The sequence below is a fragment of the Aquabacterium sp. genome (assembly GCF_016195855.1).
In the GTDB taxonomy this organism is placed as follows: Bacteria; Pseudomonadota; Gammaproteobacteria; order Burkholderiales; family Burkholderiaceae_C; genus Aquabacterium.
The window spans coordinates 20642-42359 of record NZ_JACPYU010000008.1 but is presented as its reverse complement, the minus strand read 5'-3'; the positions used below and the strand labels follow the sequence as shown (position 1 = coordinate 42359).

General features: G+C 65.9%; 16 protein-coding genes. 8 read left to right on the top strand and 8 right to left on the bottom strand.

Annotated features, from left to right (window positions below):
- Nucleotides 1-31 precede the first annotated feature (31 nt).
- The 5 genes from HY019_RS07520 to HY019_RS07500 are packed head-to-tail and all read left to right on the top strand — an operon-like array spanning nucleotide 32 to nucleotide 7233.
- Complete coding sequence (locus tag HY019_RS07520) at nucleotides 32-1393, top strand: DUF1329 domain-containing protein (protein WP_290689814.1); 1362 nt, start codon at nucleotides 32-34, stop codon at nucleotides 1391-1393.
- 3 nt (nucleotides 1394-1396) lie between these two features.
- Complete coding sequence (locus HY019_RS07515; protein ID WP_290689813.1) at nucleotides 1397-2557, top strand: YCF48-related protein; 1161 nt, start codon at nucleotides 1397-1399, stop codon at nucleotides 2555-2557.
- A 28-nt stretch (nucleotides 2558-2585) separates the two neighbouring features.
- Nucleotides 2586-5066, top strand: coding sequence for an MMPL family transporter (locus HY019_RS07510; RefSeq protein WP_290689811.1), 2481 nt, complete (start codon nucleotides 2586-2588; stop codon nucleotides 5064-5066).
- A gap of 36 nt (nucleotides 5067-5102) precedes the next feature.
- The gene (locus HY019_RS07505) at nucleotides 5103-6209 is read left to right on the top strand and encodes an NAD(P)-dependent alcohol dehydrogenase (RefSeq protein ID WP_290689809.1); all 1107 of its coding nucleotides are present in this window, start codon (nucleotides 5103-5105) and stop codon (nucleotides 6207-6209) included.
- On the top strand, nucleotides 6196-7233 hold the full coding sequence (locus HY019_RS07500) for a phosphotransferase family protein (protein ID WP_290689808.1): 1038 nt from the start codon (nucleotides 6196-6198) through the stop codon (nucleotides 7231-7233). The genes HY019_RS07505 and HY019_RS07500 overlap by 14 nt, the downstream gene beginning before the upstream one ends.
- 2 nt (nucleotides 7234-7235) lie before the next feature.
- Here the strand turns inward: HY019_RS07500 and HY019_RS07495 are convergent, their stop codons facing one another.
- A complete protein-coding gene (locus HY019_RS07495; RefSeq protein ID WP_290689806.1) occupies nucleotides 7236-8447 on the bottom strand; it encodes a CoA transferase in 1212 nt (403 codons plus the stop codon).
- A 189-nt stretch (nucleotides 8448-8636) separates the two neighbouring features.
- Here HY019_RS07495 and HY019_RS07490 point away from each other — a divergent pair, with 189 nt between their 5' ends.
- From HY019_RS07490 to HY019_RS07480, 3 genes are read left to right on the top strand one after another with little or no spacing between them, the layout of a single operon-like run.
- On the top strand, nucleotides 8637-10193 hold the full coding sequence (locus tag HY019_RS07490) for an acetyl-CoA acetyltransferase (protein ID WP_290689804.1): 1557 nt from the start codon (nucleotides 8637-8639) through the stop codon (nucleotides 10191-10193).
- Nucleotides 10194-10223: 30 nt separating this feature from the next.
- Complete coding sequence (locus HY019_RS07485; protein ID WP_290689802.1) at nucleotides 10224-11390, top strand: acyl-CoA dehydrogenase family protein; 1167 nt, start codon at nucleotides 10224-10226, stop codon at nucleotides 11388-11390.
- The gene (locus HY019_RS07480; RefSeq protein WP_290689800.1) at nucleotides 11387-12163 is read left to right on the top strand and encodes an SDR family oxidoreductase; all 777 of its coding nucleotides are present in this window, start codon (nucleotides 11387-11389) and stop codon (nucleotides 12161-12163) included. The genes HY019_RS07485 and HY019_RS07480 overlap by 4 nt, the downstream gene beginning before the upstream one ends.
- A gap of 714 nt (nucleotides 12164-12877) precedes the next feature.
- On the opposite strand, the gene HY019_RS07475 is transcribed toward HY019_RS07480, so the two are convergent.
- The 7 genes from HY019_RS07475 to HY019_RS07445 form a co-directional block, all read right to left on the bottom strand.
- Entirely contained in the window at nucleotides 12878-13678 is an 801-nt protein-coding gene (locus HY019_RS07475; RefSeq protein ID WP_290689798.1) for an enoyl-CoA hydratase-related protein, read from the bottom strand.
- 23 nt (nucleotides 13679-13701) lie between these two features.
- Complete coding sequence (locus HY019_RS07470) at nucleotides 13702-14880, bottom strand: acetyl-CoA C-acetyltransferase (protein WP_290689796.1); 1179 nt, start codon at nucleotides 14878-14880, stop codon at nucleotides 13702-13704.
- A 44-nt stretch (nucleotides 14881-14924) separates the two neighbouring features.
- The gene (locus tag HY019_RS07465; protein WP_290689794.1) at nucleotides 14925-15707 is read right to left on the bottom strand and encodes an SDR family NAD(P)-dependent oxidoreductase; all 783 of its coding nucleotides are present in this window, start codon (nucleotides 15705-15707) and stop codon (nucleotides 14925-14927) included.
- Nucleotides 15708-15750: 43 nt separating this feature from the next.
- On the bottom strand, nucleotides 15751-17901 hold the full coding sequence (fadB, locus tag HY019_RS07460; RefSeq protein ID WP_290689792.1) for a fatty acid oxidation complex subunit alpha FadB: 2151 nt from the start codon (nucleotides 17899-17901) through the stop codon (nucleotides 15751-15753).
- A 117-nt stretch (nucleotides 17902-18018) separates the two neighbouring features.
- Nucleotides 18019-18990: a nitronate monooxygenase family protein gene (locus HY019_RS07455; RefSeq protein ID WP_290689789.1), complete on the bottom strand. Its 972-nt coding sequence runs from the start codon at nucleotides 18988-18990 to the stop codon at nucleotides 18019-18021.
- Entirely contained in the window at nucleotides 18987-20426 is a 1440-nt protein-coding gene (locus tag HY019_RS07450) for an enoyl-CoA hydratase-related protein (protein WP_290689785.1), read from the bottom strand. Before HY019_RS07450 ends, HY019_RS07455 begins: the two co-directional genes overlap by 4 nt.
- Entirely contained in the window at nucleotides 20426-21631 is a 1206-nt protein-coding gene (locus HY019_RS07445) for an acetyl-CoA C-acetyltransferase (protein WP_290689784.1), read from the bottom strand. The genes HY019_RS07450 and HY019_RS07445 overlap by 1 nt, the downstream gene beginning before the upstream one ends.
- Nucleotides 21632-21718: the final 87 nt, after the last annotated feature.

Here is a 21718-nt window from a genome sequence, read left to right as displayed (position 1 = left end):
AAGACCGATACCCGCTATGGAGACCCACTTCATGACTGACCTCATGCCTTCTCTCTCGCATACCCGCACCCTGGTGCTGACACTGGCCGGCATGCTGGCCATCGCCCTGACCGCATCTGGCAAGACCAGCGCCGAGCAACTCGAACGCCTGGGCAAGGACCTCACCCCCGTTGGCGCAGAGCGTGCTGGCAACAAGGACGGCTCCATCCCCGCCTGGAGCGGCGGCATCGTCAAGGCCCCCGCAGGCTTTGACCCCGGCAAGGGCTGGGCTGACCCCTTTGCCGCCGACAAGCCTCTGTTCACCATCACCGGCGCCAATGCAGACCAGTACAAGGACAAGCTGGCCCCGGGCCAGTTGGCCCTGCTCAAGCGCTACCCGACGTACAAGATGAACGTCTACCCGACGCGTCGCTCGGCGGGCTACCCCGATGCGGTCTACAACGCCATCAAGGCCGAGGCCGGCAAGATCGACACGGGCAATGATGGCGACTCGGTCCTGAACCTGTCCTCCAGCACGGTGCCCTTCCCGCTGCCCAACACCGGCGTCGAGGTGATGTGGAACCACGTGTTCCGCTACCGGGGCGACACCCTGATCCGCGATCAGACCGAGTTCCCCGTGCAGACCAATGGCGCTTTCACACCCGTCAAGCGCCATGAGGAAACCATCTTCGGCACCGGCATCAAGAACGCCAATGCCCTGTTCTACTTCCGCACCACCTACAAGGCCCCGTCCAACATCGCGGGCGAAGCCCTGCTGGCGCATGACTTCATCGACCAGGTCAAGCAACCCCGTGCAGCCTGGGTCTACAACCCCGGCACACGGCGCGTGCTGCGCGCCCCCGAGGTCGCTTACGACACGCCGCGCAATGGCGTGGACGGGCTCTCCACGGTGGACGACTACGATGCCTTCAACGGCTCGCCCGATCGCTTCGAGTGGAAGCTCGTGGGCAAGAAGGAGATGATCATCTCCTACAACAACAACCGCCTCACCGACAAGACCCTCAAGTACAGCGACATCATCAAGCCGGGCACCATGAACCAGGACCTGGTTCGTTATGAACTGCACCGCGTGTGGGTCGTGGAAGGCTCGCTCAAGCCGGGCAAGAACCACGTCTACCGCAAGCGGGCCTACTTCATTGACGAGGATTCCTGGCAGATCGCCCATGCCGACCTGTACGACGGCCGCGGCGACCTCTGGCGCGTGCTGGAGGTGTTCGGCCTGCAGTACTACAACGCGCCAACCTACTTCATCGGTGGCTCGGCCCAGTACGACCTGCAATCGCGCCGTTATGTTTCCAGTGGCCTGACCAACGAGGAAAAGCCACTTCAGTTCAACGTCGCGCTCAAGCCCGCCGACTTCACGCCGGATGCCTTGCGCCGGATGGGGAACTGAGTCGTGAACAAGCTGTCTGCCCGTCTGTCATGGGGCGCGCTGCTGGTGGTGAGTGTCGCCGTGTCGGCCAGCGTGTCGCCACCCGATCCGCTGCCCCCGCATGTTGACCTGCTGCAGGCCCGCTCGCCCATCACCCACCACGGCCAGCGCAAATTGCTGGTCGATGTGGCCAACACCGGCAAGCGCCTGGTGGCGGTGGGTGAGGCCGGCCTGGTGATGCTGTCGCAAGACGGGGGCGTCGCCTGGTCGCAGTCCCCCACCCCGACGTCGGTCATGCTCACCGCGGTTCATTTTCCCAGCGCGCAATCGGGCTGGGCGGCCGGCCACGATGGCGTCATCCTGGCCACGCACGACGGCGGCGTAACCTGGGCGCGCCAGTTCGATGGCCGCCAGGGCGATCAGCAAATGCTGGAAGCCGCACGCGCCCAACTGGCCAGGCTGCCGGCCTCCCGCGCTGGCACGCCTGAGGCGCCTTCGAACCTGCGCATGGCGCTGGAAGACGCGGTGGCGGGCTCGCAAGCTGCCGTGGAAGCGGGGCCATCCCGGCCTTTGCTGGCCGTGCGCTTTGCCAATGACAAGACCGGCTTTGCGGCCGGCTCCTTTGGCCAGCTCTTCACCACCGACGACGGCGGCAAGCACTGGAGCTACATCGGCGACCGGCTGGACAACGCCGAAGGGCTGCACCTGAATGCCCTGACCCTGAGTGCAGACGGCCATGTCTACATCGCCGCCGAGGCCGGCACCGTCTTCGTGTCAACAGACATGGGGCGCAGCTGGACGCGCAGCAACACGGGCTACAAGGGGCATCTGTATGGGGTGCTCGCCCTGCCGGGCGACGCCCTGCTCGCCTACGGCTTCAACGGCCACCTGTTTCGCTCCACCGACGGCGGGCAGGCCTGGAAGCCGCTGCTGAGCCCGACCATGAAATCCATCGTGTCGGCCACCATGCTCAACGGTGCCGCCTTGCTGGTGGACGAAGAGGGCCAACTGCTGACCAGCCCTGACCAGGGCGAGAACTGGGCCTTGATGGGGCAGCGGCTGCCCGTGCGCCGTGTGGGCGCCATGACCCTGGTGCTCTCGACCTGGTCCAAGCCCCACGGCGCCCTGGCCTTTGACGTGCTCACCGTGGGCCTGGGCGGTGCCAACCGGCATGCCCTGCCCTGACTCGCCCAACGGATCACAACCCGACACCATGACCTCTGCAACACCCACACCTGGCTCTTCACCCCCGCCATCCCGACTGGTGAACAAGGCCGAGCGCGCGCTGTTCAGCCGCCGCCCCTGGTGGCTGGCCTTCTTCGCCATCGTGTCATGCCTGATGCTGTGGCAGGCCTCGCTGCTCAAGGCCGATGCCAGCTTCCAGAAGATGGTGCCCGGCAACCACCCCTTCGTGCTCAACAGCCTGCGCTTCATCAACGAGCTGCGCCCTTTGGGCAATACCGTGCGCATTGCCGTTGAAACCACGGACGGCGACATCTACAGCCGGGAGTACCTGGAAGTCCTGCGCAAGATCACGGACGAGGTCTTCTACATCCCCGGCATCGACCGCGGCAACCTGAAGTCCTTGTGGACGCCCAACACCCTGTGGTTCGAGGCCACCGAGGATGGCTTGCGATCGGGCAAGGTCATCCCCGCCGACTTCAGCAGCATCTCGGTCAAGCAGGATGCCGCCATCGTGCGCGACAACGTGGCCAAAGCCGGGCTCGTTGGCACGCTGGTGGCCAACGACCACCGCTCCAGCGTCATCCTGGCACCCTTGCTGGAGAACGACCCCGACACCGGTGCCCACCTGGACTATGGCCAGTTCTCCGAACGGCTGGAAGCGCAACTGCGCCAACGCTACGAGAGCAAGACCATCCGCATCCACATCGTGGGCTTTGCCAAGCTGGTGGGTGACCTGATCCACGGCGCGGCATCGATCGGCTTGTTCTTCCTGTTGACGGTGGGCCTCACCGCCATACTCTTGTGGGCCTACTCGCGTTGCTGGCGTGTGACCCTGGTCACCATCGGCTGCTGCCTGCTGGCCGTGCTCTGGCACCTGGGCCTCATGCACCTGCTGGGTTTTGGCCTGGACCCCTACTCCATCCTGGTCCCCTTCCTGACCTTTGCCATCGGCGTGTCGCATGCCGTGCAGAACATCAACACCTTTGCCAGTGCAAGCGCACAAGGCGCCAGCAAGCTGAGTGCGGCCAAGGCCACCTTCGCCTTGCTGTTCGTGCCGGGTACGGTGGCCCTGCTGTGCGATGTGGTGGGCTTCTCCACCATGTGGATGATCGACATCGGCGTCATCCGCGAGCTGGCCATCAGCGCCAGCGTGGGTGTGGGCGTGATCATCTTCACCAAGATGTTCCTGCTGCCCATTGCCATGTCGTACGCGGGCATGTCGGCCCGTGGCCTGAAGGCCGCAAAGCGGCGCCAGGCCGGCCCGCATCGGCTGGGCCATGCCCTGGCCTCACTGGCCACGGGCTGGCGCGCCTGGGGCGTGCTGGGTGTGGCGGGCCTGGTGGCAGCCACGGGCTACGCCATGAGCCGCCAACTGGAGATCGGTGACCTGGACCCCGGCGCCCCCGAGCTGCGCCCTAGCTCGGTCTACAACAAGGACATTGACTTCTTCGCCAGGCACTACGCCACCAGCACCGATGTGTTCGTGGTGATGGTCAAGACACCCGCGGGCGAATGCGGCGCCTACCCCACGGCCTCTACCGTGACGCAGCTGCAATGGGCGCTGGAAGAAACACCGGGCGTCCAGAGCACGGTGTCGCTGTTCGACTGGATGAAGCAGGTCATCGCCGGCACCTATGGCGGCAACCTGAAGTGGGCGGCGGTCACGCGCAACCGCTACATCTCCAACTCGGCCCACAAGGCCATCCCGCAGTCCTTCTACAACGACGATTGCTCGATGTTGCCGGTGGTGGCCTACCTGGCCGACCACAAGGCCGCCACGCTCAACCGCGTCGTCAAGACGGTCGAGGGCTTCGTCAGCAGCCACAGCGGCACCCATGTGGAGATCCTGATGGCCGCCGGCAACGCCGGCATCGAGTCAGCCACCAACGCGGTTGTGGAAAAGGCCTGGCGCCCCATGCTGTGGCTGGTCTACGCCATCGTGGCCGTGCTGTTGATGCTGGAATTCAGGTCGCTGCGTGTCACCCTGTGCCTGCTGATCCCGCTGGTCATCACCTCCATCCTGTGTGAGGCCGTGATGGCGGCGATGGGGCTGGGTGTCAAGGTCGCCACATTGCCGGTCATCGCCTTGGGCGTGGGCATCGGTGTGGACTATGGCATCTACCTCTACAACCGGCTGGAGCAGTACCTGCACCAGGGCCTGTCGCTGCCCGAGGCCTATCTGGAGACCATGAAGACCACCGGGCTGGCCGTGGCCTTCACCGGCATCTCGCTGGCCGCTGGCGTGGCCACCTGGGTCATGTCCGACATCAAGTTCCAGGCCGACATGGGCCTGCTGCTGACCTTCATGTTCTTGTGGAACATGATCGGCGCGGTGCTGCTCATCCCCGCCCTGGCCAAGGTCATGGGCCTGGGGCATGCCGTGGGCAAAGCCAACACCAGTGCGCCCTCCGCCTCGAAGCCGAGTTCAAGCACCCACCGCAAGTCATCCAGCCAGGTCACCAAGGCCGGCCCCGCTGACGACGAAGACCTCGCCTTGCAAACCAAGTGATGGCCACACACCATCCATCCGCCTGAAAGGCCCATCATGGACATTCAAGCCGCCGTCGTGCGCGAGCCCGGCCGGTTCACCATCGAGCACCTTGAGCTTGATGCGCCCCAGGGTGACGAGGTGCTGGTGCGCGTCATCGCCACCGGCCTGTGCCACACCGATATCGTGGCGCTAGACCAGCACCTGCCCTACCCGCTGCCCGGCATCCTGGGCCACGAGGGGGTGGGCGTGGTCCAGCGGGTTGGCCCACGCGTCGAGCACCTGATCCCTGGTGACCACGTGATCCTGAGCTTCGCGTCTTGCGGGCATTGCGCCAGCTGCCAGAGCGGCCAACCCGCGTACTGCCAGTACGCGCGCCAGCTGAACCTGGCCACGCGCCGCGCCGATGGCTCGTGCACGCACCATGCGGGCAGCCAGGCCGTGTCTGCGGGCTTCTTCGGCCAATCGTCGCTGGCCAGCCATGCGCTGGTGCATGAGCGCAATGCGGTGCGGGTGCCCAAGCACCTGCCGCTGGTTGACCTGGCCCCGCTGGCTTGCGGCGTGCAGACCGGTGCGGGCGGCGTGCTCAATGTGCTCAAGCCCCAGGCGGGATCGAGCCTGGTGGTTCATGGCCTGGGCGCAGTCGGCCTGTCGGCCATCATGGCGGCCAAGACAGTCGGCTGCACCCGCATCCTGGCGGTGGACCTGCATGCCTCCCGGCTGGACCTGGCCGCCGAGCTGGGTGCCACCGCCCTGATCCAGGCTGGTGACACGCCAAGTGATGCCCAGGTTCACGCACAGGTGCCCGGCGGCGTGGACTTCGCCATCGACGCCACCGGCGTGCCCGCGGTGATGGGCGCCGCCATCGCCTCCACGCACCGCACAGGTACCACCTTGATGCTGGGCATGGCCCCACCGGGCGCGAGCCTGAAGCTCAATGCTGCGCTGCTGCTGGGTGGGCGCACCATCCGCTCGTCCATTGAAGGCGACAGCGTGCCGGCGGTGTTCATCCCGCGCTTGATCGAGCTGCACCGCGCCGGCCTGCTGCCCTTTGACCGCCTGTGCCGGCACTACCCGCTGGATGCCATCAACGACGCCATCGCCGATTGCAAGAGCGGGCGCACCGTCAAGCCCATCATCGTGATGCCTGATGCCCATGCATGAGAAGGCGCCCCCTGTGCTGAACACCGCGCAAACGCAGGCGCTGCAAACCTGGCTGGGCCAGCATGTCGCAGGGGCACAAGGCCCCATGCACCTTACGCGCATCCATGGTGGGCAGTCCAACCCCACTTTTTTTGTGGACTTCCCCGAATGCGCGCTGGTGCTGCGCAAGCAGCCGCCCGGGCCCTTGCTGCCTTCCGCGCACGCGGTGGACCGCGAATACCGCATCCAGCGTGCGCTGGCCAACAGCGGCCTGCCCGTGCCGAAGATGCGGGCCTTTTGCGCAGACGCGCAGGTCATCGGCACGCCGTTCTACGTGATGGACAAGCTGGCGGGCCGCGTGATGTCCAGCCACGCGCTGCCCGAAATCGAACCCGCCCAACGCCAGGCCTACTGGATGGCCATGGCCGAAACCCTGGCCACCCTGCACAGCCTGGACTGGGCCGCACTGGGCCTGAGCGACTACGGCAAACCCGGCAACTTCTTCGCCCGGCAGATCGCGCGATGGAGCCGGCAATGGGCCGCCTCGCGCACGCGGGAAGACACCCACATCGAGCGCCTCATTGCCTGGCTGCCCGCGCACATCCCCAAGGGCGATGACACCCGCATCGCGCACGGCGACTTCCGTCTGGGCAACCTGATGTTCCACCCCAGTGAGCCGCGTGTGATCGCCGTGCTGGACTGGGAGCTGTCGACCCTGGGGCACCCGCTCGCGGATGCGGCTTACTCCGCCATGGCCTGGCACACGCCGCCCGCATCCTTCGATGGCCTGCTGGGCCTGGACTTGCAGGCCCAGGGCTTGCCCACACAGGCCGAGTACCTGGCGCACTACCACCGTTGCAGTGGGCGCCCAGATCGGGTGGCGCCCTTCCACCTGGCGTTCTCGCTGTTCCGCTTCGCGGTGATCCTGGAAGGGGTGCGTGCGCGTGCGCTGGCCGGCAATGCCGCCGCAGAAGATGCCGGCCGCGTTGGCGATCAAAGCGCCGCCTTTGCGCAAGCGGCCATCCAGGTGCTGGACGGCGTTTGAGTTCAGCGGCTGCCCGCCACCTTGGGCGTTGACGGCACCGACAAGCACACCCCCAGCTCGCCGGCCACCTCCTCGCTGTGTTGACCCAGCCCAGGCGCATGCCGCGCGGGCGACGCCTCCCAGGCCGAGAAGCGCACCGGCGCGCCCACCTCGATGTAGGCGCCCTCCGTCGGGTGCTCGCGCTGCTGCAAGAGCCCGCTGGCCTTGATCTGCGGGTCATCGAGCAGGTCTTCGATCTCGTTGACACGCATGGCCGGCACATTGATTGTTTCCAGCAAGGCCAGCCACTCGTCGGTGCGCTTCGTCGGCGTGATCTCCGACATCAGCATGTACATCTGGTCCATGTTGCTGCGGCGGACAACAGGGTCCTTGAAGCGCGGCTCGCTCAGCACATCCCCTCGGCCTACCGCCTCGAAGAAGCGCACCCAGCGGTCGTCGAGATACGGTGCAATCGAGATCCAGCCGTCACGGGTGCGCATCGGCTGGCGAGCCGGGTCCAACTGGCGGGGATAGCGGGCTGACCCCGTCGGCGGCACGAAGGTATGGTCGAACAGGTGCTCCAGCAGGTTGAAGCTGGCCACCGATTCGAACATGGGCACCTCGACGAACTGCCCCTGCCCTGTGCGCAAGCGGTGCACCAGGGCCGCCGTGATCGCGTAGGCCGCGTGCAGGCCCGACACCTTGTCGGCCAAGGTCATGGGCAGATAGCGAGGGCGCGGTTGCCCATCGACATAGGGCAGCAAGGTCGCCACACCCGCTGCGGCCTGGATGACGTCGTCATAGGCTTGCAAGCCCGCGTAGGGGCCGCTTTGGTCAAAGCCCGTGCAGTGCAGGTAGATGATGTCCGGCTTGATGGCGCGAACGGCCTCGTAGCCAAAACCCAGCCTGTCCATGGCTTCTGCGCGGACGTTGTGCACGAAGACGTCGCTGCTTTGCACCAGCCTGCGCAAGGCTTCGCGGCCCGCTTCGCTGCGCAAGTCCCAGTCCACCGAGCGCTTGCCTCTGTTCAGGCGCATGTGCAGTGGGCTCATGCCCGGCGTCTTGGGGGGGTGCCCCAGGATGCGGATGGTGTCCCCCCCGGTGGGCTCGACCTTGATCACATCCGCCCCCAGGTCCGCCAGCACCTGCGTGGCATAGGGGCCAAAGATCACCGTGCTGAGATCCGTGATGCGGATGCCTTCGAGCATGGCGGGCTGCTTCGGTTTGCTGTCCATGTTCCATTCCGTTGGGGGTTGATCTGCCGCGAATTCTTCAAGCCCACCTGAGCACGGTCAATCGTCGCATTTGACGAAGAAGCCTGCCTATTGATCACCCCGCCCGCATGGCTTGAATTCGTCGCAACGGACGATCGCCGCCAGCGCCCTCCACCATGACACTGCATGTCGCTATAGAGGAGAGGCCATATGAGCACACGTCCGCACACCGCATCCCTGAACGTGGCGCGCACCCCCGTCATCATTGGTGTGGGTGAGATCACCTGGCGCCCCCAGGACCTCGCCGCCGGGCTGGAGCCGCTGTCCTTGATGGCGGCCGCGCTGCACGCCGCACAGACTGATGCATTGGAGAACGCACAGCCGCATGTGGGGGCGGCGCTCCTGCAGGCGGTCGATTCACTGGATGTGGTGTGCGAGCACTCCTGGCCGTACGAAGACGCGCCGGCCTTGCTCTCGGCGCGCATGCACATGGCACCTCGGCACCGTGCTTACGCCCAGGCTGGTGGTGAGTCGCCCGTTCGGCTGCTGCACGAAGCGGCCAGGCGCATTGCCGAGGGCGAGAGCGCCATTGCCGCCATCGTCGGCGCGGAGTCCAGCCACACCGTGGCCAGCGCGGCCAAAACCGGTACGCCCTTGAACTGGACCCCACGCGACCAGCACGCCAGCTTGCTCAGGGGCGCCGACATCTGCCACCCGATTGCCGTGGCCCACGGCATGGTGTCACCCGTACAGGTCTATGCCTTCTTCGAGAACGCCTTGACCGCCGCCACCTCACAGACGCCTCAGCAGGCCCAGATGGAATCCGGCACCATGTGGTCACACCTATCTGAAGTGGCCGAAGGCAACCCTTACGCCTGGCAGCGCCGGCGCCTTGCGGCCCAGGACATCATCACGCCCCATGAGCGCAACCGGCTGATCACCTGGCCCTATACCTTGTCCATGGTTGCCAACCCCCTGGTGAACATGGGCGCGGCCATCATCCTGACCAATCTGCAGCTGGCCCATGAGCTGGGCATCCCTGATGACAAGCTGGTGTACGTCCTGGGCGGCGCCCAGGCGCAGGAGTCGCGTGACTACCTGGCCAGAGCCAACTACTGGCATGTCCCGGCGCAGGAAGCTGTGCTGGAAGCGGCCAAGGACATCGCTGGTGGGGGGAGCCAACCCTTTCAGCACATGGAGCTCTACAGCTGCTTTCCCGTGGTGCCCAAACTGGCCAGGCGGGTGCTGGGCTTGCCGGCCGATGCCAGCCTGTCCGTCACCGGTGGCCTGAGCTACTTCGGCGGCCCGCTCAACAATTACATGAGCCATGGCACCGCGGCCATGGTGCGAGCCCTGCGCGCCAAGCCTGGCGACAAAGGGCTGCTTTATGGGCAAGGCGAGTACCTGACCAAGCACCATGCGGTGGTGCTGTCCACCGCGCCATCACCCCATGGCCAGCTGCAATCCGATGGTGGCGCCCAAACCCAGGCCGACGTGCTGCGCGGACCCGCTCCCCTGCTTGTTGCGCACCATGAGGGCCCAGCCCAACTCGAAACCCACACCGTCATCTTTGATCGCCAGGGCAAGCCGGAGTTTGGCACCGTCATCGCCCGCACGCCTGAAGGTGCGCGGCTGATGGCCCGCGTCCCGGCCGATGACCTGGTGACCATGGCCCGCCTCACCTCGCTGAGCAACAGCCCGGTGGGCTTGCAAGGCACGGTCGACGCCGGGCCCGAACAACGCCTGCACTGGCGTGTGGCCGCCTGATCCCTCTTTCTCACTCCACCATCAAGCGACATGGATTTCTGTCTCTCACCCCCACAGCGTGAACTGCAGGCACGAACCCGGCAGTTCATTGCAGAGCAGGTCATCCCCCTGGAAAGCGACCCACGGCGCACACCCCACGGGCCCACCGATGAACTCAGGCGGGCCTTGCAAGACCGCGCCCGCCAGGCCGGCCTGTTGACACCGCATGCAGCCACCAGCCTGGGTGGACTGGGCCTGAGCCACATCGACAAGGCCATCGTCTTTGAAGAAGCGGGCTACTCGCCACTGGGGCCCCTGGCCCTCAACATCGCCGCGCCTGACGAGGGCAACATCCACCTGATGGAACTGGTCGCAACGCCTGCTCAGAAAGACCGCTGGCTGGCCCCGCTGGTGGCGGGTGACATCCGCTCTTGCTTCTGCATGACCGAGCCGGCACCCGGCGCAGGCTCGGACCCCAGCATGCTGCAAACCCAGGCCAGGCTGGAAGGCGACCACTATGTGATCCGGGGCACCAAGATCCACATCACCGGCGCCGTTGGTGCCGGGGTGGGCATCGTCATGGCCCGCATGGAAGACGGCTCGGCCACGATGTTCCTCGCCGACATGGACCAGCCCGGCATCCGCATCGAGCGGCAGCTGGACGCCTTGGACTCGTGCTTCGCCGGTGGCCACGCCATTGTGCATTTCGAGGGCCTCAAGGTCCCTGCAGCAAACTGCCTGGGCACCATCGGTCAGGGCTTTCGTTATGCCCAGGTGCGCCTGGCGCCAGCCCGCCTGACCCATTGCATGCGCTGGCTGGGGGCGGCACGGCGCGCCCATGACACGGCCGTGGCCTATGCGCGCGAGCGCGAAGCATTTGGTCAGGTACTGGTGCGCCACGAGGGTGTCGGCTTCATGCTGGCCGACAACGAGATGGACATGCACGCCGCCCGGCTGACCATCTGGCACGCGGCCTGGGTACTGGATCAGGGTGAAGATGGCGGCCACGAATCCAGCATGGCCAAGGTGCTGTGCTCGGAAGCACAGTGGCGCGTGGTGGACCGCAGCGTGCAGGTGCTGGGTGGCCGGGGTGTCACCGACCTGAGCATCGTGGCGACCATCTTCCGCGACATGCGGGCCTTCCGCATCTACGACGGCCCCAACGAAACGCACCGCTGGCGCATGGGCCGCCGCATCGCCAAGGGAGGCACCACATGAGCACACCCGGCCCCAGCTTCTCCTTGAACGGACGCACGGCCCTGATCACCGGCGCCTCCAGCGGCCTGGGCCTGCACAGTGCCTGGACGATGGCCCGCGCGGGCGCCCGCGTCATGCTGGCGGCACGCAGGCTGGCACGTCTGCAAGGCCTGGTGGCCGAGATGCAGCAGCAGGGCCTGCAGGCTCATGCCGTCGAGATGGACGTCAGCTCGGCCTCATCGGTGGCGGCGGCCTTTGAAGAGGTCGCGCAGCGTTGGGTGGCACCAGACGTCGTTGTCAACAACGCCGGCCTGGCAACGTCGGCCCCTGCCCTGTCGCAGACCGAGTCCCAATGGGATGAGGTCATGGACACCAATCTGAAAGGCGCCTGGCTGGTCGCCACCGAGGCCGCGCGCCATCTGCAGCAGGCAGGGCGTGGCGGCTGCATCGTCAATGTGGCTTCCATCCTGGGCTTGCGCGTGGGAGGTGCCGTGGCGCCCTACTGCGCCTCCAAGGCGGGCCTCATTCACCTGACCAAGGCGCTGGCGCTGGAATGGGCCCGGTACGGCATACGCGTCAATGCCCTGGCACCGGGATACATCGAAACCGACTTGAACAGCGGTTTTCTGCAAAGCGAGGCGGGGCAGCGGCTGCAGGGCCGGATTCCGCAGAGGCGGTTTGGCCAGCCCGGTGACCTGGATGGGCCGCTCTTGCTGCTGGCTTCGGATGCGGGGGCCTATATGACGGGGGCGGTGTTGGCGGTGGATGGGGGGCACCTGGTCAGCACGCTTTGACGTTTCTGCTTGTGTCGGTTTTGCTTGGCGTCTTGCTGAGGTTGAGGCGCTTTCTCAGTGCAGCGCGAGGCGCGGACCGAGTCGGTATTTGGCCAGGCTTCATGTTGGTGGTCCCGCTTTGCAAGCGGGACTGCCTTGCGGTGCTCGCAAAGAAGTGGCGCCGGGGAACTCGCTGCGCAGACGCTGTCTGCTTCGCTCGAACAACCCCGGCGAGTCAGTTCACGATGCGCGCTACGCGCGCCCACTTCTTTGCTCCGCTCCTCAGCACCACCAAGGCGCCCAGCCAAATACCGCCTCAGTCCTTCTTGCGCCCCGCTTGATGCAGGCGACGTTGGTTTCGCGTGCGACGGCTTGACGCTTAAGCTGCGTCAAAGCAAGGGCCCTTGCCTATCTCGGCCCAACAACCTTCGCGTACCAAGAGCAGGTCGGAAAAGGGTTGAGGTGGCATCTGGCCGGGCGCCTTGGGGACGCCGCGCAGCGCAGGGCAGTCCTGCCTTTGGCAGGACCGTCAACATGAAGCCCGGCCAGATGCCACCTCAACCCCCGACCTGCGGAAGCACCGCCAAAGCGCCCACTCTCAGCACGGCAAACCAAAAGCAGAAGAGCGGCAAACCGAAAATGCAAAAAAGACCGGTGCGTCCGACAACACACCGGTCAAGCCGTCACGAGGAGCGACATGCAATGAAAATCTGAACTTCAATGAGTATCTGAATATCAACCAGCCTTGAACACAGGCTCACGCCGCGCCAGGAACGCGCTCACCCCTTCCACAAACGACGCCCGGTCAATCAACTCCCGCTGGCGCTGCGCCTCATAGTTCAACTGCTCACTCAAGCCGTTGACCAGCGCTGCCGCCACCGCCGCCCGCGTCTCCACCACTGCATGGGGCGGCAGTGCCGCCAGGCGCTTGCACAGCCCCCTGGCCTGGGTATCAAGGTAGGCGTCGTCACACACCTCCCAGATCAAGCCCCATTGCTGCGCCTGCTCGGCCGACAGGCGGTCGCCCAACAAGGTCAGCGCCGTCGCCCGCACCCGCCCCAGCTGCTGCGTGAGAAACCAGCTGCTGCCCAGATCCGGCACGATGCCCAGCTTGGGCATGAAGGGCAGATAGAAGTAGGCCGAGCGCGCCGCGATGACCACATCGGCCGCCAAGGCCAGGCCCACGCCGGCACCGGCCGCCACCCCGTTGAGCGCTGACACCACCGGCACCGACATGGACTGCAAACGCAAAATCAAGGGGTTGGACAACACCATCATGGTGTCGGCCGTGCGTTGCCCCAGGCTGCGGGTGTCGCCCTCTGCCGCTTGCATGCCATTGAGGTCGGCACCGACACAAAACGACTTGCCCTCCCCGATCAGCAGGACAGCCCTGACACTGCGCTCGCGCTCGATGCGCTCCAGCAGTTCCAGCAGGCCCTGCTGCATCTCCTCGGACAAGGGGTTCATCCTGGCCGCATTGGCCAGGTAGATGACGCCCACATCGCCATCTTGTTCATAACGTACCGCACTGGTCATCTCTGGCTCCCTGCTTGATGCCGTCACAGCCGTTCAACGATGGTGACATTGGCCAGGCCACCACCCTCGCACATGGTCTGCAAGCCGTAGCGCCAGCCGCGCTGCTCCAGCACGTGCAGCAAGGTCGTCATCAAGCGGGTACCTGAAGCCCCCAAGGGGTGGCCCAGGGCAATGGCCCCGCCATTGACATTGAGGCGATCAGGGTTGGCGCCCAGCGCCTTCTGCCAGGCCAGCGGCACCGATGCAAAGGCCTCGTTCACCTCGTAGGCATCGATGTCATCCAGGCTGAGGCCGCAACGCTTGAGCGCAAGCTGCGTGGCCGGGATCGGTGCCTCCAGCATGATGACCGGGTCGTGCCCGATGACCGTCATCTGGTGGACACGCGCCAGGGGCTTGACGCCCAGGGCCTTGAGCCCCCGCTCGTTGACCACCATCACGCCACTGGCGCCGTCGCAGATCTGGCTGGCCGAGGCCGCCGTCAGGCGCCCCCCCTCCTGGATCAGCTTGACCGAGGCGATGCCCTCCAGCGAGGCCTCGAAGCGGATGCCTTCGTCCACCGTGGTCAGCTCATCGGGGCAGTGGCCTTCGGCCATGCGCACCGCCACGGGCAGCACTTCTTCTTCGAAGCGGCCCAGCCTGGTTGCTTCGATCGCGCGGCGGTGGCTGAGGTAGGCATAGGCATCCAGCTCGTCCTTGCTCAGCTCGTACTTGCGGGCGATCTGCTCGGCACCCGCGAACTGGCTGAACTCCACGCCGTCATAGCGCTTGTGCATGCCGGGGCTGACATAAAAGCCCATGTTGTTCTTGGCCGGCAGCGTCATGGGCGTGCCCATGGGCACGCGCGACATGCTCTCCACCCCCGCGGCAATCACCACATCCATCGTGCCTGACATGACGGCCTGGGCCGCAAAGTGCAGTGCCTGCTGCGAGGACCCACATTGCCGATCGACCGAGGTGCCGGGCACAGACTCAGGCAAGCAGGACGACAGGACGGCATTGCGCGCCACATTGCAGGCCTGCTCGCCAATCTGACCGACACAGCCCATGATGACGTCGTCGATGAGGGCCGGATCGGCGCCCGTGCGGGCCACCAGGGCATCCAGCACCTGCGCGGCCAGATCCGCAGGATGCCAGCCGGACAGGCGGCCAGCGCGACGACCACCCGGTGTACGGGCAGCAGCAACAATATAGGCTTCAGACATGATGTTTGATGTGTGCGTTAAGTTGGGGGATAGCAGCCAGCGGCTCAGCGCGGTGGCATGCGGATGGCGCCATCCAGCCTGATGCAGGCACCGTTGAAGTAGCCATTGGTGATCAGCTGTTCAGCCAGCGAGGCGAACTCATCGGGCTCGCCCAGGCGTTTGGGGAAGGGCACCGATTCGGCCAGTGCGGCCTTGACGTTCTCTGGTGCGCCTTGCAGCAAAGGGGTGTTGAAAATGCCGGGCAGGATGGTGTTGACGCGCACGCCTTCACCCATCAGGTCGCGGGCGATGGGCAAGGTCATGCCCACGATGGCGGCCTTGGAAGCCGAGTAGGCCGCCTGCCCCATCTGCCCGTCTTCTGCCGCCACCGAGGCCGTGTTGACGATCACGCCCCGCTCCCCATCGGCCAAAGGCGGCAAGCTCAGCATACCGGCTGCCGACTGGGCAATGCAGCGAAACGTGCCAACCAGGTTGATCTGGACGATGCGGTCGAAGTTGAGCGAAGGGAAGTGGCGGATCTCGCCTGTGGCCTTGTCCCGGCTGGCCGTCTTGATGGCATTGCCGGTGCCCGCGCAATTGACCAGCACCCGCTCCTGGCCGTGTACCGCACGGGCACGTGCCAGGGCTTGGCTCACATCCTCGTCGCTGGTGACATCCACCGGGCAAAAGATGCCGCCGAGTTCACGCGCCAGGGGCTCACCCAGGTCGGCATTGAGATCGAAGATGGCGACTTTCACGCCGCAAGCAGCCAGGCGTCGGGCCGTGGCCGCGCCCAGCCCGGATGCGCCACCGGTCACGATGGCAGAAACGGAAGCATCAAGTTTCATGGAGGTCCTCAAATGGGGTGGATGAGCGTCGTCGTCGAGGGGGTCAGCGGCCGTGGTAACGGGCACCGTCCCGCGCCATCTCGCGCATGCGGGGCGTGGCCTGGTAGGCCGGGCCGAGGTGGGCATAACGGTCGCACCGCGCCACCACCTCGGTGAGGCCCAGCCAGTCCGCGTACTTCAAAGGCCCACCCAGGTAGGCCGGGAAGCCCAAACCCAACAACATGGCCGTGTCCAGCTCGGCCGGGGTCTCGACCACGCCTTCCTCCAGCGCATGAGCGGCCTCCACGATCAGGGGCAGCATCATCCGGTCTTCCACTTCGGAAGCGTCGAAGCGGCGCCGACCCGATGGCTGGACCGCTGCCAGCAGAGCATGGGCCTCGGGCGCGTGCTGCTTCTGCAGTCGCCCACCCTCGCCCGCCACATACTGGTAGAAGCCACTGCCGCTCTTTTGGCCGTAGCGCTTGTGGTCGACCAGCAAGCGCACGGCATTGGCCGCCACCGGCTTCATGCGCTCGGGGTAGCCTGCTGCGATGACCTCAGCCACATGCACGCTGGTGTCCATGCCGACCACGTCCTGCAGGTAGGCAGGCCCCATGGGCCAACCAAAGGCTTCCATCACCTTGTCGACCTCTTCAAAGTCCGCACCATCGGCAATGAGTTGCAGGAAGCCGGCGACATACGGCGTGATGAGGCGGTTGACCAGGAAGCCCGGGCAGTCCTGCACCACGATCGGCGTCTTGCCCATGGCCACGGCCTGCGCCACCGCGGTGGCGACGGCCTCGTTGCTGGAGCGGCTGCCCTTGACGATTTCCACCAGGGGCATGGCGGGCACCGGGTTGAAGAAGTGCATGCCCACCAGGTTCTCGGGCCGCTGCAGGGCGCTGGCGATGTCATCGATGCGCAAGCTCGATGTGTTGGAGGCGATGACCGTGTCCGGGCGGACCACGCCCTCCAGCGTCTTGATCACCTGTTGCTTGATCTCCAGGCGCTCGATGATCGCCTCGATCACCATGTCGACCTGGCCCAGCCCCTCATCGTTCAGGCGTGGCTGGATGGCAGCCTGCACCTGATCGGCGACGGCCTGCGTCAGGCGGCCCGTCTTGACCTGCTTGGCCAGCAGCTTGCTGGCTTCGGTCAGCCCCAGATCAAGCTGAGCGGGCGAGATGTCCTTCAAGACCACGGGCGTACCGCGCAGCGCGTTCACATACGCGATGCCGCCGCCCATGATGCCGGCCCCGAGTACGCCAAGCTGCTTGACGGGCCTGGCCTGGCCGGTGAACTGGCGGCCGCGCTTCTTGACGATCTGGTCATTGAGGAAGAGCTGCACCAGCGAGCTGGCGGCCTGCGTCTTGGCCACACGCCCGAAAGCCTGCGCCTCCAGGGCCAGGGCCTGCGAACGGTCCACCCGGGAAGCCTGGGCCATCATCTCCACGGCGATCGATGCCGCAGGTTGATGGGCTGCAGCCAAGCCCTGCGCCTTGAGGTGAGCCGCATCGAAGATGCCCTTGAGCTCATCGTCCTGCAAAGCCACGGGCGCCTGCTTGCGCCGTTGAACAGCGCGCCAATCGCGTTGCCCGGACATCGCCTCCTCCAGGACCGCCAGGGCCCGTGCGCGCAACTCGGTGGGCTCGCACAATTCATCCACGACGCCCGCAGCCAAGGCGGCCGGACCCTTGGCGGGCTTGCCGCTCACCACCCAGTCCGTGGCCACGGCAGGCCCCGCGATGCGGCACATGCGCACGGTGCCACCAAAGCCCGGGAACAAGCCCAGCTTCACCTCCGGCAGCCCCACCTGGGCAGCCGTTGACATCACGCGGTAGCTGGCAGACAGGGCCAGCTCCAGCCCACCGCCCAGCGCGAAGCCATTGATGGCCACCACACTCGGAAAGGGCAGGTCGTCAAAGGCCACGAAGATGTCGTTCTTCTTGAGCACGTCTGCCGCGATCTCCTCGGCCGTCTGCTTGAAGATGCGATCAAATCCCTTGATATCGGCGCCCACGATGAAGACGTCCTTGGCACTGGTGATCAGCACCCCTTTGATGCCCGAGACCGCCGACAGGATCTCGGTGACCTGCCGGAACTCCGTGACCGTCTGCGTGTCCAGCTTGTTGATGGCGTCTTGCTTGGCGTTGAAGCACAGCTCGACAATGCCACCATCGAATCGCGTCAGTTGAATGTTCTGGCCGTCAAACACGGGTAGGCTCCTCTTGGGGTGTGATGGGCCATCCCGATGACGGCCTGTTGATGCTGCCCACTGTAGGCAGCGGGGCGGCGGGGGTACATCGTCGAAAGTGACGAATCTGGTCTGGCCTCAAGCCATCCAGTTGCGCGCGATGTCCAGGCGCTCCTGGCACTCGGCCACCATGCGCTGGATCAGGGCCGCACAAGTGGGCACGTCGTCAATGAGGCCGATGCATTGGCCGGCGCTCACCACGCCCCCATCGACCTCCCCCGTGATCAGGGCCTCGCGCCCGCGCACGCCCATGACCAGCGGCTTGACGTCATCGAAGCTGCAACCGCCCGGGCGGCGCTCGATCTGCACCACCTCGTCGGCAATCGCGTTGCGAAAGACACGGGCCGTGTTCTTCAAGGTCCGGAAGATCAGAGCCGTATCGCGTTCGCTGCCCTGCACCAGCGCCTGCTTGATGTTGTCGTGGATGGGCGCTTCCTGGGTCACGCAAAAGCGCGTCCCCATGTTGACGCCCTCGGCACCCAGCACCAGCGCGGCCGCCATGCCCCGGCCATTGGCGATGCCGCCCGAGGCGATCACCGGGATCTTCAGCTTCATGGCTGCAGCGGGGATCAGGATCAGGCCGCCCACATCGTCTTCACCGGGGTGGCCCGCGCATTCGAGCCCATCGATGGAGACCATGTCCACGCCATTGCGCTCGGCAGACAAGGCATGCCGGACCGTGGTGCACTTGTGGATGATGGTCACGCCATGGCGCTTGAACTCGTCGACAAACTCCTTGGGGCTGTTGCCGGCGGTCTCCACCACCTTGACACCACCTTCGATGATGGCGCGCACATACTCGGCATAAGGTGGCGGCTTGACCGAAGGCAGGATCGTGAGGTTGACGCCAAAGGGCTTGCCCGTCATGGACCGGCAGCGCTCGATCTCGGCCCTCAAGGCATCGGGGGTCGGCTGGGTCAGCGCGGTCAGGATGCCCAGCCCCCCAGCATTCGACACCGCCGACGCCAACTCGGCCAGGCCCACCCATTGCATGCCACCCTGGATGATGGGATAGGCGATGCCCAGTTGTTCAGTCACTCTGGTCTTCATACGGTTTCTTTCCTTGAATGGGCGTAAAGCGCATCGGCCTCCACGGCCCGAGCCCGCAGCCAGCGGGATGGCACAAACCTGCTGCCCAGGCGGACACCCAGGCGCTCGCATTGCTCGATGAAGTGGCCCAGGCCCAGCGTGTCGATGTAGGACAGCGGCCCGCCGGTCCAGGCCGGGAAGTCCAGGTCCAGGACCGCCGCCACGTCCAGTTGAGCGGGCTCGTCGACCACGCCCTCTTCCAGGCACCGCGCAGCTTCCAGGGCCGCAGCCGTCAACCAGGCCGCACGCAGGTCGTCGATCGACAAATTGCCATCTCCCGGTCGGTGCGCTGGCGCCCCATCTCGCTCGGGCAGGCGGGCCAGGCCAACCTGCCTGGCCGCGTTGCGGCTCATGGCCGGGGGTACGCCTTCGGCCAGTTGGGCTCGCCATTCATCATCCAGCGCCTTGCTCAATCGGCTGGCCAGCAGGGCATCCAGATCGGTGCGGTGGCCCTCTCGCCGCGCCTGCAGCACCCGGGGCGCATTGACCATCAAGGTCCTCAGGCGGTTACGCGCCACATGCCCTGTCAGCAAGGCGCTGAAGTGCCGTGCTTCGCAGGTCAAGGCCCGGTCCATGGGCAACTGCGTGCCCTCATAGACACACGAGAGGATGGCCAGCGGCGCGGGCTCGTTGTCATGGGTTTCCATCCTCACCCTGGCCAGCCCCAGCCCAAAGCTCTTGAGGGCATGCGATGCCATGGCACCCGCCCCGCCAGGCACGGTGTAGCCCTTGACATCCCATGGTTGAGCCGCATGTTGGTTGGCCAGCACCCAGTGCCGGGCCGCCCTGACGATCTCGTCCAGCGGCTTCAAGGCATGCACCAGCCCCAGTGACAAGGCCTCTTGCGGCGCCACGCAACGCCCGCTCAACAACAAGGGCAGGGCCTGCGGGATGCCGATCAAGCGCGGCAAGCGTTGGGTGCCCCCGCCGCCAGGCAGCAGTCCCGCCCGGACTTCGGGCAAACCGATCAGGGCCTCGCTGTTGTCTGCCAGCACGCGGTAGTGGCAAGCCAGGCTCAACTCCAAGCCGCCACCCAAGGCATCACCATTGATGGCCGCAGCCACCGGCCGCCCGCATTGCTCCAAGGCGCGCAAGGCCCGCGCAAAAGGCATCAGGATGGCTTGAACATCCAAGGCCGACATGCCCGACTCATGCACCTGCAACAGGTCCGCGTGGTCAGCCCCTGATGAAAAGCAGCCAGGCTTGTCGGAGGTGATGATGACACCCCTGATGTCCGTCCGCGCTCGAATGAAGTCGACTGCGGCGCAGAAGTCGGCCATGAAGCCGGCTGTGAAGACGTTGGCGTCGCGCTCGGCCACGTCCAGTACCAGCAAGGCCACGCCCTCCGCGTCGACCGACAGCCGCACGTTGTCCCATGTCTGTATCTCCATGCCCATCACACTCGCTCCATCACCAAGGCAGTGGCCTGCCCTGCCGCCGCACACAACGTGATCAAAGCTGTGTTCAGATCACGCCGCTCCAGTTCATCCAGCGCGGTCCCCAGCAAGATGGCACCGGTGGCACCCAGTGGGTGCCCCAGCGCAATCGCGCCACCATTGACGTTGACCTTGTCCGCCTCCACACCCATCTCGCGCATGTAGCAAAGCGGCACCACGGCAAAGGCTTCGTTGACCTCGAAGAGGTCGATGTCGGCCACGCGCATGCCGCAACGCTGCAAGGCCTTGCGGCTCACGGGCATGGGGCCACCCAGGCTCAGCAAAGGCTCGGAGGCCCCGCTGAGCACCGCACGCACACGGGCCCTGGGCCGCAGCCCCGCCTTGTGCCCGAACGCGGCGCTGCCCATCAGCACGGCGCAGGCCCCATCGACGATGGCGCTCGAATTGCCGCTGGTGTGCAGGTGCGCAATGGCGGCCAACTCCGGGTAACGCCGCAAGAGGATGTCGTCATAGCCGGCCGCGCCCAGCGCCTCGAAGGCGGGCTTGAGGCGAGCCAGGTCTGCCAGCGTGGTCCGGGGCCGCACGGCCTCATCGTGCTGCAGCAGCGGCTGCCCCAGAAGGTCCAGCAAGGGCAACAGCGATTGACTGAAGTGACCATGGGCTTGCGCATGGGCCGCGCGGCGCTGGCTTTCCACCGCATAGGCATCCAGCTCGGCCCGCTCCAGCCCGGCGCGCGTGGCCATCAGGTCGGCCGCCACCCCGTTGGGGATATAGGGGTGGCGGCGCCCCACCGCAGGGTCGGTGTAGCTCGCACCACCGTCACAGCCAATCGGCACGCGCGACATGGACTCCACCCCGCCACCAATGACCGCCTCAGCCTGGCCCGAGCCGATCAGGGCACAGCCCATCTTCACGGTGTCCAGCGCCGATGTGCAAAAGCGGTTGAGTTGATAGCCCGCGATGTCCTCGCTGTACCCGGCCTCCAGCAAGGCCGTGCGTGTGATGTCGGCACCTTGCTCGCCAACGGGCATCACCACGCCCAGCCCGACCTCGTCGATCAGGTCCGTATCCCATGCCTGTCGTGCCTGCAAGCCACTCAGCACGCATGCGGCCAGCCGCACGGGCGTGACTTCATGCAGCGCCCCATCGGGCCGGCCTTTGCCGCGCGGGGTGCGCACATGGTCGTAAACATAAACGTCGTTCATGAGCCTCCAGGCTGTCGATCTGCTTCGAGTCAGTCTAGAAAGCACGCGGTGCTCACGCATCGTCGGAAGCGACGGAAATCGCACGTG